This window comes from Streptomyces sp. NBC_00207 (assembly GCF_045160965.1).
Lineage (GTDB): Bacteria > Actinomycetota > Actinomycetes > Streptomycetales > Streptomycetaceae > Streptomyces.
Map to the genome: position 1 here is coordinate 1,538,580 of NZ_CP130715.1, position 14,565 is coordinate 1,553,144.

Genomic DNA, 14,565 nt, shown 5'->3' on the forward strand with positions numbered 1-14,565 from the left:
GGTATCTGCTCTTCATCGGATAAATGCGGACAGATGCCGCCGGAGAAGGCCCTGCCCGAACACCTTGTTCCGATAAGCCAGTAGCATGCGGCGCCATGAGCTCCCCCACTGGGCCCGCAAATGGCCTGCCCGTACGAATGCCGCGACCCCGCCAGACCGGACGGCACCGCCGGCCCGAGCCCGCGGCGGCGCCCGAGGGCGCGCCCGCGCTGGTGCTCGCCGTGCCCGGTGCCCCCTCGGCCGCCTCGCGAGGGCTCGCGGAAGAGATCATCAGCATCGGCCGCTCCGAGCTGCCGGGCCTCGACGCCCGCATCGGCTTCCTCGACGGTGACGACGCCTCCGAGTTCCCGTCCCTGTCCGGTGTGCTGACCGCCGTCGCGACTGAGCGTGCCGCGCGCGCGGAGTTCGCCCGCGCCGCCGGCCACGAGGTGCCCGCGCCGACCGGCCCGGACGCCGTGGTCGTGCCCCTGCTGGCCGGCCCGGACGGAGACCTGCTCCGCCGGGTCCGCCAGGCGCTGATGGACTCCTCGGCCGCCGCCGAGCTGGCCGACGTACTCGGCCCGCACCCGCTGCTCGCCGAGGGCCTGCACGTGCGGCTGTCCGAGGCGGGCCTGGCCCGCGCCGACCGCGCCCGGCTCTTCACCGTGACCACCGCCGCCGACGGCATCGTCCTGGCCACCACCGGCGGCGAGGAGGCCGTGCAGGCCGCCGGGATCACGGGCATGCTGCTCGCCGCGCGTCTCGCCGTGCCCGTCATGGCGGCCGCGCTGGACCAGGAGGGCTCGGTGGCCGCCGTCGCCCAGCAGCTGCGCGACGAGGGCTCCACGCAGCTCGCGCTCGCCCCGTACCTGATCGGCCCGGAGGCGGCCGAGGGACTGCTGGACACCGCCTGCAAGGAGGCCGACTGCGCCACCGCCGAGGTGCTCGGGGCCTACCCGGCGCTCGGCAAGCTGGCCGTCGCCCAGTACTCCGCGGCCCTCGGGATCAGCCTGGGCGCCGCTGCCCACTGACCTGCCCGTCCGTGACGGAGAAGGCCCCCGGCGGCCCTGGTTTCCAGGGCCGCCGGGGGCCTTCTCCGTGGCCGCGTACGGATGCCCCGTGCGCGAGTCCCGTAGGGGGGTCAGGTCAGCCGAGGACCACGCAGGTGGCCGCGGGCACGGCCACCGAGCCGGCCCGGTGCGGCCGCCCGGTCAGCGGGTCCACGTCGAACCAGGTGACGTCGCCCGAGCGCTCGTTGGCCGCGTAGAGCCGACGGCCCGAGGCGTCGACGGCGAGATCGCGCGGCCAGGCGCCGCCGCAGTCCACGGCGCCGGTGAGCCGGGGCTCCTCGGGCCCGTCGGCGAGGGAGAGCGTGGTGAGGGAGTCGGCGCCCCGGACGGCCACCCAGAGGAACCGTCCGTCGGGCGAGGCGACGATCGCCGAGGGATAGGCCCGTACGGCCCCTGAGGCGCCCGTGGAGGCGACCGGAACCTCACGGACCGGTTCCAGTTGCCCGGACGCCCCGTTCCAGCGGCAGACGGTCAGCTGCGGCTCCAGCTCGTGCAGGACGTAGACCACGGACCCCTCCGGGTGGAAGGTGAGGTGGCGGGGCCCGGTCCCGGCGCGCAGCGCCGTCTCGGAGTGCACCCGCAGCGCGCCGGTGGCCGGGTCCGGCGTGCAGACCCGTACCGAGTCGGTGCCGAGGTCCACGCTGAGCACCCAGCGGCCGGTCGGGTCGGGCAGCACCTGATGGGCGTGCGGGCGCTGCTGACGGTCGGGGTCGGGGCCGCGGCCTTCGTGCGGCAGGACGTGGGCGGGCCCGCCCGGGCTGCCGTCGGCGGCGAGCGGGAGGCTGCTGACGCTGCCGGAGGTGTAGTTGGCGGTGAGCAGCCGGCCCGCGCTCACGCTGAGGTGGGTCGGGCCGGAGCCGCCGACGCGGACGGTCTCGCCGAGCGGAGTGAGGCCGTCGGCGGTCGGCCGGAAGGCGGTCACCGCGCCCCCCTCGGTCTCGTTCACCGCGTAGAGCACGCCGGTGTCCCGGGCGAGGGTGAGGTACGAGGGGTCCTCCGCGGCGGCGACCGAGAGCGTGGTCAGCGCTCCGGTCACCGGATCCACGGCCGCGGTGGTGACACCGCGGCCGCCCCCCGAGGTGAACGAGCCGATGTAGGCCCGGTGTTCGCCGCAATGGTCCGTACTGTCAGCGCCGTCCACACGAGGCCCCTTTCACCGCTCTCGGATCCGTTCCGAGCCGACGGTAACAGAAGGTCTAGACCAAATCCCGCCCTTGGGCCCGTTCCTGTGCGCCGGGGTGGTGGACGTACGCCGTACTGCTCGGGCTGTCCTCGTACGTGCGGTGGAAGACCGGGGTGGCGGAACCGGAGATAGGCGGCACGATCCAGGACCAGTCCGCGCCCACCTCGCGCCCCTTGCGCTCTTCCCGCTCCATGTGGGACAGGAACCGCCGGGACTCGGAGTGGTGGTCGGCGATGGCGACGCCGGCGCGGTCGAAGGAGTGCAGGACCGCCCGGTTGAGCTCGACGAGCGCGCGGTCCTTCCACAGGGAACGGTCGCTGGAGGTGTCGAGACCGAGGCGGCGGGCGACGGCCGGCAGGAGGTTGTACCGGTCGGTGTCCGCGAGGTTGCGCGCGCCGATCTCGGTGCCCATGTACCAGCCGTTGAAGGGCGCGGCCGGGTAGTGGATGCCGCCGATCTCCAGGCACATGTTGGAGATGGCGGGCACGGCGTGCCAGCGCAGCCCCCAGTCCGCCCAGCCGTCGCCGTCGGGGTGGTCGATCGGCACCTCCAGGACGGCGTCCGCCGGGGTGTCGAACCAGCGGGGTTTGTCGTCGACTCCCTGGACCACCAGCGGAAGGAGGTCGAAGGGGCTGCCGGAACCGCCCGGCCAGCCGAGCTGGAGCAGGGCCTCGGTGAGCTGGGCGTTGCGGGCGTCGCCGACGGTGACGGAGGGGTGGTCGCCGTAGCCGGCGTACCTGACGAGCTGCTCGCTCCAGATCAGCGGGCCGGGACGGTTCGGGGCGTCCGGGGCGAAGACCGTGATGGTGGGTCTGATCCTGCCGCCGTTGGTCGCCTCGCGCAGGTGGTCGAAGCACTCGGCGGCTATGTCGTCGGCGTCGGTGAGCCCGCGGCGGTCGCGGACCCGCAGCGAGTTCCAGTAGAGCCTGCCTATGCAGCGGTTGCTGTTGCGCCAGGCCACGCGCGCCCCGTGGGCCAGTTCCTCGGGGGTGTGCACGTAGGTGCCGGTCGCGGCCAGTTCGGCCCTGACGGCGGCGAGCCGGGCGCGCGGATCGACTGCGGCCCTGGTCTCCCGGTGGAAGAGTCGGATGAACTCCTCGGCCGCTTCCCACACCTGAGCGGTGGTGGAGCGCTGTTGAAGAATTTCCATTCCGGGCGGTTACCCCCTGTCCGACCAGATCCACCCTGTACGTGCCGGATGAATGTGCAATGAACAATTACCCGTTGTACATGCGGCAGGTCAGCGGTGTGCGGCAGGAGCGGCCGGAACACTCCTCTGAGTGATCTTCGACGATCGGCCTGCGGACAGGGGGTGCCGGGGCGTACGATCCGGCGCAGGCGCGGGAGTTGACCGTGCGCGCGCCGCGCCGCCCGCGTGCGCGAGCCGGTCAGCGGCAGGGGCGGCTCATGTAGAGCGCCTGCTCGCCGGCGGCGGGCGTACCGCCGTACAGCGCGGTGTCGAGGCCGCAGAAGCCGAATCCCATGCGTCGGTAGGCGTGCACGGCCGGGGCGTTGACCGAACTGACCTCCAACCACAGGTGCTCCGCCCCGCGTTCGCGGGCGTACTCCGCCGCGCACTCCATGAGCGCGCGGCCGACGCCGCGGCCCCGGTGGCCGGGCGCGACCTCGATGTCCTCGATCGTGAGGCGCCGGTTCCACGCGGCGTAGCCGACGGCCGCGAAGCCGCACACCTCGCCGCCGTCCAGGGCCACGTAGGTGCGCGCATCGGCATCCCGGCCCGCGGCACCGGCGAAGCCCTGCTCGTCGTGCTCCTCCGGCGGAAACACCTTGCGCACGGGCGGATCCACCGGGACCTCGCGGACCCGGAAGCCGAAGCCGTCGTCGGAGGCGGTCACCTCGAAGACCGTGGCGGTGGTGAAGGAACTGTCCAGGGCCTCGATGGCACCCGCGTCCTCGGGGCGGGCGAGGCGGTAGACGATCCCGTCGGCGGAGCCGTGTGCGGTGGTCATGGGATCCACCGTACGCAAAAAATCCCCCGGCCGAATTCGCTGCCGAGGGATACGAGGGAGTATATTTGCTGGTTCGTGACTTCACGCAAAATGAAGCCACGAGGAACCTTACGAGGACACTGTATCGCGGTGGGAGTGCAATTGTCAACCGAGGAATTCCGTAAAGAGCAGCAATTCGTCACCGGTCTCTATCGGCGCCTCGACGACCTGCGCGACCAGGCCGAACATGCGGTCCAAGGGGCATTGCGCGACGTCGGGAGCGGGTTTCAGGCACGCCTGGAGCGCGATGTCATGGTCGCCGAGCAGTCCGGTCTGCTTTCCGCGCTGAATGCGGGCGAGAACGGCCTCTGTTTCGGCCGTCTGGAGTTCTCCGACGGCCGTGACCACCACATCGGCCGGATCGGAATCCGCGCGGACGACGCGGAACGCACCCCGCTGGTCCTGGACTGGCGCGCGGAGGTGGCCCGGCCGTTCTACCTCGCCACCGGGCACACCCCCATGGGGCTGCGCCGACGGCGGCACATCAGCAGCCGGGGGCGCGAGGTCACCGCCCTGCACGACGAGATCCTCGACCTGACCGACGCGGAGCGCACCGGGCACGAGGGCGCCGACGCGGACGCCGTGCTGCTCGCCGCGCTCGACGCCGCCCGCACCGGCCGCATGCACGACATCGTGCGCACCATCCAGGCCGAGCAGGACCGGATCATCCGCTCCCCGCACCACGGGGTGCTGGTCGTGGAGGGCGGTCCCGGCACCGGGAAGACCGCGGTCGCGCTGCACCGCGCCGCGTACCTCCTGTACGCCCACCGGGAACTGCTCGCCAAGCGCGGGGTGCTGATCGTCGGGCCGGGACCGGCCTTCCTCGGCTACATCGGCGAGGTGCTCCCGGCGCTCGGCGAGACGGGCGTCCTGCTCGCCACCCCCGGCGAGCTCTTCCCCGGCGTGCACGCCACCGGCGCCGACCGCCCCGGGGCCGCCGCGGTGAAAGGCCGGGCCGTGATGGCGGAGGTCCTCGCCCGGGTCGTGGCGGACCGGCAGGGCCTGCCGGAGACCGTGCCGGCGGACACCGGGGAGGAGTACGACACGGTCCCCGAGCCCGCGCTGGAGATCGACCACGACGACTACGGGACCCTGCTGCTGGACCGCACGATGGCGTACGAGGCCCGGGACCGGGCCCGGGCCACGGGGCTGCCGCACAACCAGGCGCGCCCCGCCTTCGCCTTCCGGATCATCGACGCGCTCACCGCGCAGCTCGCCGACCGGCTGGGCGCCGATCCGTACGGCGGGCCGAACCTGCTCGGCTCGGACGACGTCGCCCAGCTCGGCAAGGAGATCGCGATGAGCCCCGCCGTGCACGCGGCGATCGACTCGCTGTGGCCCTCCCTCACCCCCGAGCAGCTGGTCGCCGACTTCCTGGCGGACCCCACGCACCTGTCCGCGCACGAGGCCGGGCTGATCCGGCGCGCGCCCTCGGCGCGGCCGCAGTGGACGCCGGCCGACGTGCCGCTCCTGGACGAGGCGGCCGAGCTGCTCGGCGAGGACGACAGCGCCCGGCGCGCCGCCGAGGAACGGGAGCGGCAGAAGCGCATCGCGTACGCGCAGGGGGTGCTGGACCTGTCCGCGGGCTCGCAGTCGTACGAGTTCGAGGACGAGGAGAACGAGTTCCTCGCGGCCCACGACATCATCGACGCCGAGCGGATGGCCGAGCGCCAGGAGGAGGCCGACCACCGCAGCGCCGCCGAGCGGGCCGCGGCAGACCGCACCTGGGCCTTCGGGCACGTGATCGTGGACGAGGCGCAGGAGCTGTCGGAGATGGCGTGGCGGCTGCTGATGCGGCGCTGCCCCACCCGGTCGATGACGCTGGTCGGCGATCCCGCGCAGACCGCCGACGAGGCGGGCTGCGGCTCCTGGGAGCGGATCCTCGGCCCGTACGTGGGCGAGCGCTGGGAGCTGGTCCGGCTCGGGGTGAACTACCGCACGCCGGCCGAGATCATGGAGGTGGCGGCGGCCGTGCTGCGGGAGCGCGATCCCGGCTTCGAACCGCCGCGCTCGGTACGGGCGACCGGCGTGCGGCCGTGGGTGCGCGAGGCCGGGGACCCGGCGCACGCGGTGGCGGAGGCCGTGGCGCGGGAACGGCCGGCGCAGGGGCGGCTCGCGGTGATCGCGCCGCGGACGCGGCACGCGGCGCTGGCCGCCGTCCTGCCGGGGGTGCGGGAGGGCGCGGAGCCGGATCTGACCCGGGAGGTCGTGCTGCTGGATCCGCGCCAGGCCAAGGGGCTGGAGTTCGACACGGTGATCGTGGTGGAGCCGGCCGACTTCCAGCCGAGCGACCTGTACGTGGCGCTGACCCGGGCCACCCAGGCCCTGGGGGTGGTGCACTCCGCCGGCCGGCTGCCGGCCGGCCTGGCGGAGTCCGCGCAGGGGCTGGTCAGGCGCTGACGACGAACGGCGCCCGCGGGTCGGTGCCCAGCGGGGCGGCGAGCTCGACCAGCGCCCGCTCCAGGCCCTGGAGGTGGGCCAGCGCGGGTTCGGAGCCGGCGGTGTGCGCCACCGCCTCGCGCGCCGTGCCGGGCCGGTTCGCGCCCCGCTCCTCGGCGGTCAGCGTCTCCACCGCCGCCTCGACGCGCCAGCAGGCGGCGGCGAGGCGGGCGTCGTGGCTCGCGTCCGGGTCGGCGGCCACGGCCACCAGCCCGCGCACCTCGCGGGCGCAGTCGTCCAGCAGCGCGATGACCTGACCGGCGCGGGCCTTGCGCGCACGGAACGGGCTGAGCGGGTGGACCAGCGGCGCGAGCGCCATCCGGACCCGGGCCAGCAGCGTCTCCAGTTCGGCGGCGTGGGGCGCCGGATCGGCCGTCTCGGAGCCGGCGAGGCGGGCGGCGGCCTGGGCGGTGGCCGCGTGCACGCAGTGCAGGGCGCGCTGGATCCAGGCGTCGTTCGTGGCGTGGGTGGTGACCGGCAGTACGAGCACCACGGCCAGCGCGGCGCACACCGCGCCGACGGCCGTCTCCTCCAGGCGCAGCACGAGCAGGCCGGGGTCCAGCACGCCGAGCAGGCCGTAGAGCAGTCCCGCCATGAGCGTGACGGCCAGGATCATCCAGCTGTAGGAGACCGCGGCCGTGTAGAAGATCGCGAAGACGCAGCCGGCGACCAGGACGGCGGTGGGTGCGGGCGCGCCGTTCAGCGGGATGGCGATCAGCACGCCCGCGGCCACGCCGATGACGGTGCCGAGCACCCGGCGGAAGCCCCGGACCAGCGTCTCGCCGCGCGAGGCGGTGTTGACGAAGATCCACCAGGCGGTGCCGACGGCCCAGTACCAGCGGTCCTCGGAGAGCGCCTGGCCGATGCCGAGGGCGACGGCGCAGGCGGCGGTGGCCTGGAAGGCCTGGCGGGTGGTGGGCCGGGCCAGGCCGCGTCCGGGCAGCGGCGCGGGGGCGGCGGGCGGCGGGGTGCGCCGCTCGATGGGCCAGAGCAGGAACCGTACGGCGCCGGCGGCGACCAGGGCCAGGCCCACGGCGGCGAACAGCTCCGGGAGCTGGGCGGGGACGGCGTGCAGGAACTGCGTGATGAAGAAGTTCATGAACGCGAAGATCCCGAGCGCGTGTCCGCGCGGGCCCCAGCGGCGGGCGTAGACCCCGCAGAAGACGACGAGGACGAAGGCCGCGTCGCGGGCGGGGGTCAGCCCGTGCAGGGCGGTGGCGAGGGCGAGGACCGGGAATCCGGCGGCCGGCAGCAGGGCGGTGGTGACGGCCTGGCGGCGCACGGTCGCGTCGGTGACGGTGAAGAGGGCGAGGAGCGCAGCCAGTCCCCCGGTGATGGAGGCACTCAGGGAGAGACCGCACAGTTCGGCGAGGGCGACGGCGGCGGCGACGCCGATCACCGCGCGGGCCGCGTTCCTGAGTCTCAGACGCCCCGGATCCGGAGCCACGAACATCCTCTTCACGGCGGTGTGCCGCCCCCCTCGTGTGGTGCGCGCCGGCCCGGCGCCGCCCGGGGGTGGTGGGCGGTGGACGGGCACGGCGAAGGCGCCGCGCTCCGGAACCGGCCTCGTTGCCGTCCGGCGCTGCGCGGCGCCGTAAGTACATGGATACGCCACAGATAAGCATCCGCAGCGGCAATGGCTCAAGCGAGCCCCTGAACACTGGACCATTGGCATGGTTACCGGCGGGGATGATCGGCCACGAGAAGACCAACGGACCGGTTTTCCGCGCAGCGGGGAGCGGCCCGCGGTCACTGCGCCGGGCCGCCCTCCGTCGGCACGCACAGGACGGGCACCGGTGACAGGTACAGGAGCTTGTGCGGGGTGGAGCCGAGCAGGGCGCCGCGGATCGGGCTGTCGCCCCAGCTGCCGACGATGATGACGCGGGCGTGGTGGCGTTGGGCGGCGTCCAGCAGGGCCTGGGCCGGCTTCTCGTCGACCACCTCGACCGTGGAGGGCACTCCGGCGGCGTCGGCCTGCTCGACGGCGTGGGCGAGTGCGGTGCGGCCCGCCTGGCGGACGGCCTCGCGGTGGGCGCGGGACTCCTCGCCGGTGGCGCCCGGGGCGGCCGCGCCGTAGACGAGGACGAGCGGCTCGCCGAAGGCGGTGGCCACCTCCAGCGCCACGTGCAGGGCCCGTTCGGCACCGGGCGACTCGTCGTATCCGAGAACCACGGACATCGGGACTCCTCAACGCTTCCCGGAGCGGACGAGGGCCGGGTCGACCACGCCCCGCCGCTCCTGCCAGAACCTGCCGTCCCGTACCCGCCAGAAGCACATGACGAGCACGCCGACGACGGCGATGGCGATCCCGATGACCAGCGGCGGGCCGAGCCCGAACCAGGAGACGCCGCTCGCCGAGTTCTCCGGGTCGGACATGTCGCCGATCGACTCCACCAGCAGCCAGAACAGCAGGCCGGCGCCGATCACCGGGCCGATCCCGATGAGCACGAGGTTGTGCACGCTCTCGCGCAGGTGGCGGCGGTAGTAGATGGCGCAGGCCAGGCCGGTGAGCGCGTAGTAGAAGGCGATCAGCAGGGAGAGCGCGGTGAGCGAGTCGAGGAGGGCGTTCTCGCTGATCTGGTTGACGACGAGGTACCAGCCGATGGCGATGCCGGCCACCCACCAGGTGCTCACGTCGGGGGTCCGGAAGCGGTGGTGGATGTGCGCGAGCGGGTGCGGCAGCGCGTGCCGGCGGGCCATGGAGAGGGCGGTGCGGGAGGCCGGGATGATCGTGGTCTGGGTGGAGGCGAGCGCGGAGGTGCAGACGGCGAGGAGCACCATCCAGTCCCAGCCGCCCATGACCTCGTGGGCGAGCACGGCGAAGATGGCCTCCTCCTCGCCCGCGTTCTCGGCGAGGAAGGTGGTGCCCGCGTAGCCGACGACCGCGAAGCACACCGACAGGTAGGTGACCAGGAGGATGACCGTCGACCAGATTCCGGCCTTGCCGGGCGCGGTGGCCGAGTTCTCGACCTCCTCGGTGAGGTTGACCGCGGACTCCCAGCCCCAGTACATGAACACGCCGAGCAGCAGTCCGCCGGTGAGGGCGGCGCCGCCGGCGCCGAAGGGGTTGAGCCAGGTGAGCGAGGGCTCGATCTCCTCGAGGGTGCTGGTGCCGGCGTAGATCCGGTAGATGGCGACGACCGCGAAGGCGAGCAGGAAGAAGACCTGGGCGAGGATGAGGATGTCCTGGAGGTGGGCCGAGAGCTCGGTGCCGATCACGCAGATGGCGGTCATGGCGAGGATCACGGCGACGGTGAGGGACTGCCGGATCCAGGCGTTGGCGGCCCAGTCGTCGAGGCCGAAGGCGAGCAGGCCGAAGTTGACGGCGACGTCCGCGAGCGAGCCGATGACCAGTACGCCCGTCATGGCGATCGCCCAGCCGCCGAGCCAGCCCGCCCAGGGGCCCATGGCCCGGGTGACCCAGGAGAAGGTCGTCCCGCAGTCCTGGTCCACCTTGTTCAGGTAGTAGAAGGCGGCGGCGATGAGCAGCATCGGGACGAAGGAGGCGAGCATCACGCCGGGCGCGTAGATCCCGACCAGCGCCACGATCGGCCCGAGGACGGCGGCCAGGGAGTAGGCGGGCGAGGTGGAGTTCAGGCCGATGACGAGTGCGTCGAGGAAGCCGATCGCGTTGGCCTTGAGCGTGTCTTCCCCGTTGCCCGGCTCGTGTCCGACATCCGTACGGTCCTGACCCATGTACGAATGGTCACGCACCCGGCACCGGAGCGCGAGGCGGGACGGGCCGGTCAGGGGCGGATGTTCCAGCCCGCGATCACCGGGAGCCCGTGTTCCGTGGAGAGCACGCTGACGGTGCCGGTGCGCAGCAGGAACAGCCGGCCGTCCGCGGGCTCCAGGCCCAGGTAGCGGGCGGTGAGGACGCGCAGGAAGTGGCCGTGGGCGACGAGCACCGCGTTGCCGCCGTCCCCGCGGAGCACGGGGGCGACCCGGGCGAGGGCGCGGTCCGCGCGGGCGCCCACCTGGGCGGCGCTCTCGCCGGGGTGTGCCGGGGCGCCGGGCGGGACGCCGTCGGTCCACAGGGACCAGTCCGGGGTGGTCCGCCGGATCTCCTCGGTGGTGATGCCCTCGTAGCCGCCGTAGTCCCACTCGTACAGGTCGGGGTCGGTGACCCCGCCGGTGAGTCCGGCGAGTTCGGCCGTGGCGACGGCCCGGTGCAGCGGGCTCGTCAGCACCAGGGCCGGGTGCCGGTCCTGGAAGTAGGGGGCCAGCGAGATGGCCTCCTCGACCCCGCGCGCGTTCAGCGGGACGTCGGTGCGGCCGGTGTGCCGCCCGTCGGCGCTCCAGGATGTCTCTCCGTGCCTCACCAGCAACAGGTCGCTCACCCCTCGGACCCTATGCCTTCCGGCATGTCGGCGCCGGGGGATCCGGGCGGGCGTGTCACTGTCGGGCGTCATGGACGAGAAGCGGAAGGCCTCGCGGACGGCCGGTTCGCAGCTCCCGCCGCACATGCCGGCGCTGATGGTCGCCCTGACCGCGGTGACCGGCGTGGTCGAGGCGGTGAGCCTGCTCGCGCTCGGTCCCGCCTTCACCGCGATGCAGACCGGCAACGTGCTGTTCCTGGCCTTCGGTGCCGCACAGGCCGGCAACCTGCCGACGCTGCCCGCCGGGATCTCGCTGGCCGCGTTCGTCCTCGGGGTGGTCTGCGGCTCCCACCTGGAGGCCGTGTCGGAGGCCCACGGTCGGCGCTGGTTCGTCATGGGCCTCATCGTCGAAGCCGGACTGATTCTGGCCGCCGCGGCCGCCGCCTGGGGGCTGGTGCCGCGGTACGGATCGCCGACCCCGCGGCACCTGGCGGTGATGGCGGTCCTGGCGCTGGCGATGGGCATGCGCAACACCACGATCATGCGGGCGAACGTGCCGGGCGTGCCGACGACGCTGGTCACCCGGTCCATGACCGCCTTCCTCGGCGGCTCCGCCATGGGGCGCGACGCCATCTACGGATACGGGACGGCCGGCTGGAAACTGCGCGGTCTGTCCGTCCTCGCCATGTTCGCCGGCGGGGTCCTCGGGGCGCTGCTGATCCGGGCCGGTTGCACGGTGGGCTGGCTCCTGCTGCCGACCGCCGCCGCGGTGCTGGTGGTGGGCCTGGCCTACCGGGGGCAGCCCCCGCTGCACACCGGGCCTGCTCCCGGCCGGGAACGATCGTGTTGAACTGGGCCATTGGTACAGTCGCGGCATGGCGGTGGACGAGCTCGACACCCGAATCCTGCGTCTGCTGATCGAGCAGCCGCGCACCAGCGTCCGCGAGTACGCCCGGATCCTCGGCGTCGCGCGCGGGACCCTGCAGGCGCGGCTGGACCGGCTGGAGCGCACGGGCGTGATCACGGGGACCGGGCCGGTGCTCTCCCCCGCCGCGCTGGGCCACCCGGTGCTGGCCTTCGTCCACATCGAGGTCACCCAGGGGCATCTGGACGACGTGGGTGACGCGCTGGCCGCCGTGCCGGAGATCATCGAGGCCTTCTCGATCACCGGCGGCGGGGACCTGCTGACCCGTGTGGCGGCCCGCGACAACGGACATCTGGAGGACGTGATCCAGCGGCTGATCCAGCTCCCCGGTGTGGTCCGCACGCGGACGGAGGTGGCCCTGCGCGAGCGGGTCCCGCACCGCTTGCTGCCGCTGGTCGAATCCGTGGGGAGGAACGCCCGCAAGACATGACAGGATTGCCGATACAGGACACAACCGGCAGGACGGGCGCAGCGGATGATCTCCGTCATATTCGATCTCGACGGCACCCTCGTGGACAGCGAGCCGAACTACTACGAATCCGGGCGCCGCACCTTGGAGCGGCACGGAGTCCCCGATTTCACGTGGGAACAGCACTCCCGTTTCATCGGCATCGGCACCCTGGAGACGCTGGAGATCCTCAAGGACCGGTACGGAATCCGGGCGCCGGTCGAGCAGCTGCTCGCCGAGCAGAACGCGGCCTACCTGGACCTGGCCCGCACCCGGACCGAGGTGTTCCCGCAGATGCGGAAATTCGTCGAGCGGCTGTACGCCGAAGGAGTGCCGATGGCGGTCGCCTCCGGTTCCTCGCGCGAGGCGATCGACGCCGTCCTGGCGGGCACCGGGCTGGACGCGGTGCTGACCACGGTTGTCTCCGCCGAGGAGGTCGCGCACGGCAAGCCCGCTCCGGACGTGTTCCTGGAGGCGGCCCGCCGGCTGGGCGCGCGGCCCGCCGACTGCGTGGTCGTCGAGGACGCGGCGCCGGGGGCGCAGGCCGCCCACGCCGCGGGGATGGGCTGCATGGTGATCCCGTACGCGGCGGACATCGCGGACGACCCGGGCTTCGCCACGGCCGGACTCCTCTTCCCGGGCGGGCAGGCGGAGTTCACCGCGGACGCGGCGCACGACTGGCTGACGGCGCGCCGGACGGCCTGACGACCTGACAGCCCGGCGGGGGCGGTGAGGGTGGCGCGCGAACGGCGCGGTCCGGACTCTGGTGCCCTGCGGGGGCTGCTGTCACCATGCCTGCGTGACCGCGACCCTGCCCCCGGGCACCCGGAACGGCGGACCCCGCCGGTGGCCCCTGCTCGGCAACCTGCCCGCCTTCGCCCGCGATCCCCTGGCCTTCTTCGAGTCCCTGCGCGACGACTACGGCGACTGGGTGCCCTGGGCCCTCGGCCCGCAGCGCAACGTGCTGGTCTCCCGGCCCGAGCACGCCGGTGAACTGCTCGGCGCCGTCGAGTCCACTTTCAAGCCGATGGAACTGGGCTGGGCCTTCCACCAGTTGCTGGGCGACGGGGTGGTCGTCGCCACCGGGGACGACTGGCGGCGCAAGCGGGCACTGGTCCAGCCCGCCGTGCGGCCGCGCCAGGTGCGCTCGTACGCCGCCACGATGGTGGAGTGCGCGGACGCGCTGGCCGGCGGCTGGGGGGAGGGCGAACGGATCGACGTGCACCGGGAGATGGCCGGGCTCACCCAGCGGATCGCGGTGCGCACCCTGTTCGGGAGCGACGCGGCCGGCCGGGAGGCTCCCATCAGCGCGGCGATGGCCACGGCGCAGCGGGAGCTGGGGGCGGAGTTCCGGGGGCTGACGCTGTTCCTGCCGCCGTGGGTGCGCACTCCGGGGCGGCGCCGGATGCGGGAGGCGGTGGCGGTCCTCGACCGGGAGATCGAGCACGTCATACGGGAGCACGAGACGGCCTCGGCGGCCGGCGCGGAGCGGGACGACCTGCTGAGCCGGCTGCTCGCGGCCCGCGACGAGGACGGTGGCCCGCTCTCCCGCAAGGAGCTGCGGGACGAGTCGATCACCCTCTACATCGGCGGCCACGAGACCACTTCGACCACCTTGACCTGGGCCTGGCAGCTGCTGTCGGGCGCCCCCGACGCGCGGGCCCGGCTGACGGAGGAGCTGGACCGGGTCCTCGGCGGGCGCCTGCCGACGTACGACGACTACGCGCGGCTGCCGTGGACCCGGCAGGTGGTCAAGGAGGCGCTGCGGATCTATCCGCCGATCTGGCTGATCTCGGCGGTGGCGACGGAGGGCGCGAGCATCGGCGGGCGGGCGGTGCCGGCGGGGACGGCGGTGTGGACCAGCCCCTGGTCGATGCACCGGGACGAGCGGTGGTTCCCGGACCCGGAGGCGTTCCGCCCCGAGCGGTGGGATGCGGACGCCTCCCATCCGGCGCCCGAACACGCCTGGTTTCCCTTCGGAGGGGGCCCGCGGGCCTGCCTGGGTGCGCGGTTCGCGCTGGTGGAGGCCGCGCTCGTCCTGGCCGTGCTGGGGCAGCGGTTCCACCTGGACAGTGGGAGCGGGCGGGCCGGGGTGTTCCCGGGCCTCACCCTGCAGCCGGTCGGACCGGTCCTGGCGACGCTGCGCCGAACCGGCGCCGGCCCGGGCGGAGTCTGACGGGCGCGGGCACCGCG

Annotated in this window: 13 protein-coding genes; 6 read left to right on the forward strand and 7 right to left on the reverse strand. The window is 73.6% G+C overall.

Going from position 1 to position 14,565, the window contains the following annotated elements; translation table 11 throughout:
• Positions 1 to 95: 95 nt before the first annotated feature.
• On the forward strand, positions 96 to 1,010 hold the full coding sequence (locus OG472_RS07620; RefSeq protein ID WP_401603965.1) for a sirohydrochlorin chelatase: 915 nt from the start codon (positions 96 to 98) through the stop codon (positions 1,008 to 1,010).
• A gap of 115 nt (positions 1,011 to 1,125) precedes the next feature.
• Here the strand turns inward: OG472_RS07620 and OG472_RS07625 are convergent, their stop codons facing one another.
• The 3 genes from OG472_RS07625 to OG472_RS07635 form a co-directional block, all read right to left on the reverse strand.
• Positions 1,126 to 2,190, reverse strand: a complete 1,065-nt coding sequence (locus OG472_RS07625; protein WP_401603968.1) for a lactonase family protein — start codon at positions 2,188 to 2,190, stop codon at positions 1,126 to 1,128.
• A gap of 55 nt (positions 2,191 to 2,245) precedes the next feature.
• Complete coding sequence (locus OG472_RS07630) at positions 2,246 to 3,382, reverse strand: nitric oxide synthase oxygenase (RefSeq protein WP_401603970.1); 1,137 nt, start codon at positions 3,380 to 3,382, stop codon at positions 2,246 to 2,248.
• Between the two features lie 238 nt (positions 3,383 to 3,620).
• Positions 3,621 to 4,202, reverse strand: a complete 582-nt coding sequence (locus OG472_RS07635; RefSeq protein WP_401603972.1) for a GNAT family N-acetyltransferase — start codon at positions 4,200 to 4,202, stop codon at positions 3,621 to 3,623.
• A 90-nt stretch (positions 4,203 to 4,292) separates the two neighbouring features.
• Here OG472_RS07635 and OG472_RS07640 point away from each other — a divergent pair, with 90 nt between their 5' ends.
• Positions 4,293 to 6,641: a HelD family protein gene (locus OG472_RS07640; RefSeq protein ID WP_405943150.1), complete on the forward strand. Its 2,349-nt coding sequence runs from the start codon at positions 4,293 to 4,295 to the stop codon at positions 6,639 to 6,641.
• Here the strand turns inward: OG472_RS07640 and OG472_RS07645 are convergent.
• From OG472_RS07645 to OG472_RS07660, 4 genes are all read right to left on the reverse strand, one after another.
• The gene (locus OG472_RS07645) at positions 6,631 to 8,133 is read right to left on the reverse strand and encodes an FUSC family protein (RefSeq protein ID WP_401604541.1); all 1,503 of its coding nucleotides are present in this window, start codon (positions 8,131 to 8,133) and stop codon (positions 6,631 to 6,633) included. The two genes, OG472_RS07640 and OG472_RS07645, sit on opposite strands and share 11 nt — an antisense overlap.
• A gap of 296 nt (positions 8,134 to 8,429) precedes the next feature.
• A complete protein-coding gene (locus tag OG472_RS07650; RefSeq protein ID WP_401603974.1) occupies positions 8,430 to 8,858 on the reverse strand; it encodes a universal stress protein in 429 nt (142 codons plus the stop codon).
• Between the two features lie 9 nt (positions 8,859 to 8,867).
• Entirely contained in the window at positions 8,868 to 10,376 is a 1,509-nt protein-coding gene (locus OG472_RS07655; RefSeq protein ID WP_401603976.1) for an APC family permease, read from the reverse strand.
• Positions 10,377 to 10,426: 50 nt separating this feature from the next.
• On the reverse strand, positions 10,427 to 11,020 hold the full coding sequence (locus OG472_RS07660; protein ID WP_401603979.1) for a histidine phosphatase family protein: 594 nt from the start codon (positions 11,018 to 11,020) through the stop codon (positions 10,427 to 10,429).
• A 70-nt stretch (positions 11,021 to 11,090) separates the two neighbouring features.
• Between OG472_RS07660 and OG472_RS07665 the strand changes: the two genes are divergently transcribed.
• The 4 genes from OG472_RS07665 to OG472_RS07680 all read left to right on the forward strand — a co-directional run bounded on the left by OG472_RS07665 (position 11,091) and on the right by OG472_RS07680 (position 14,548).
• Positions 11,091 to 11,849, forward strand: a complete 759-nt coding sequence (locus OG472_RS07665; RefSeq protein WP_401603982.1) for a YoaK family protein — start codon at positions 11,091 to 11,093, stop codon at positions 11,847 to 11,849.
• A gap of 25 nt (positions 11,850 to 11,874) precedes the next feature.
• Positions 11,875 to 12,354: an Lrp/AsnC family transcriptional regulator gene (locus OG472_RS07670; RefSeq protein WP_364853331.1), complete on the forward strand. Its 480-nt coding sequence runs from the start codon at positions 11,875 to 11,877 to the stop codon at positions 12,352 to 12,354.
• Positions 12,355 to 12,399: 45 nt separating this feature from the next.
• Positions 12,400 to 13,077 carry an HAD family hydrolase gene (locus tag OG472_RS07675; RefSeq protein WP_405941195.1) on the forward strand — a complete coding sequence of 226 codons (678 nt, stop codon included), beginning with the start codon at positions 12,400 to 12,402 and terminating at the stop codon, positions 13,075 to 13,077.
• 94 nt (positions 13,078 to 13,171) lie between these two features.
• Positions 13,172 to 14,548, forward strand: a complete 1,377-nt coding sequence (locus OG472_RS07680; RefSeq protein WP_405941196.1) for a cytochrome P450 — start codon at positions 13,172 to 13,174, stop codon at positions 14,546 to 14,548.
• Positions 14,549 to 14,565 lie beyond the last annotated feature (17 nt).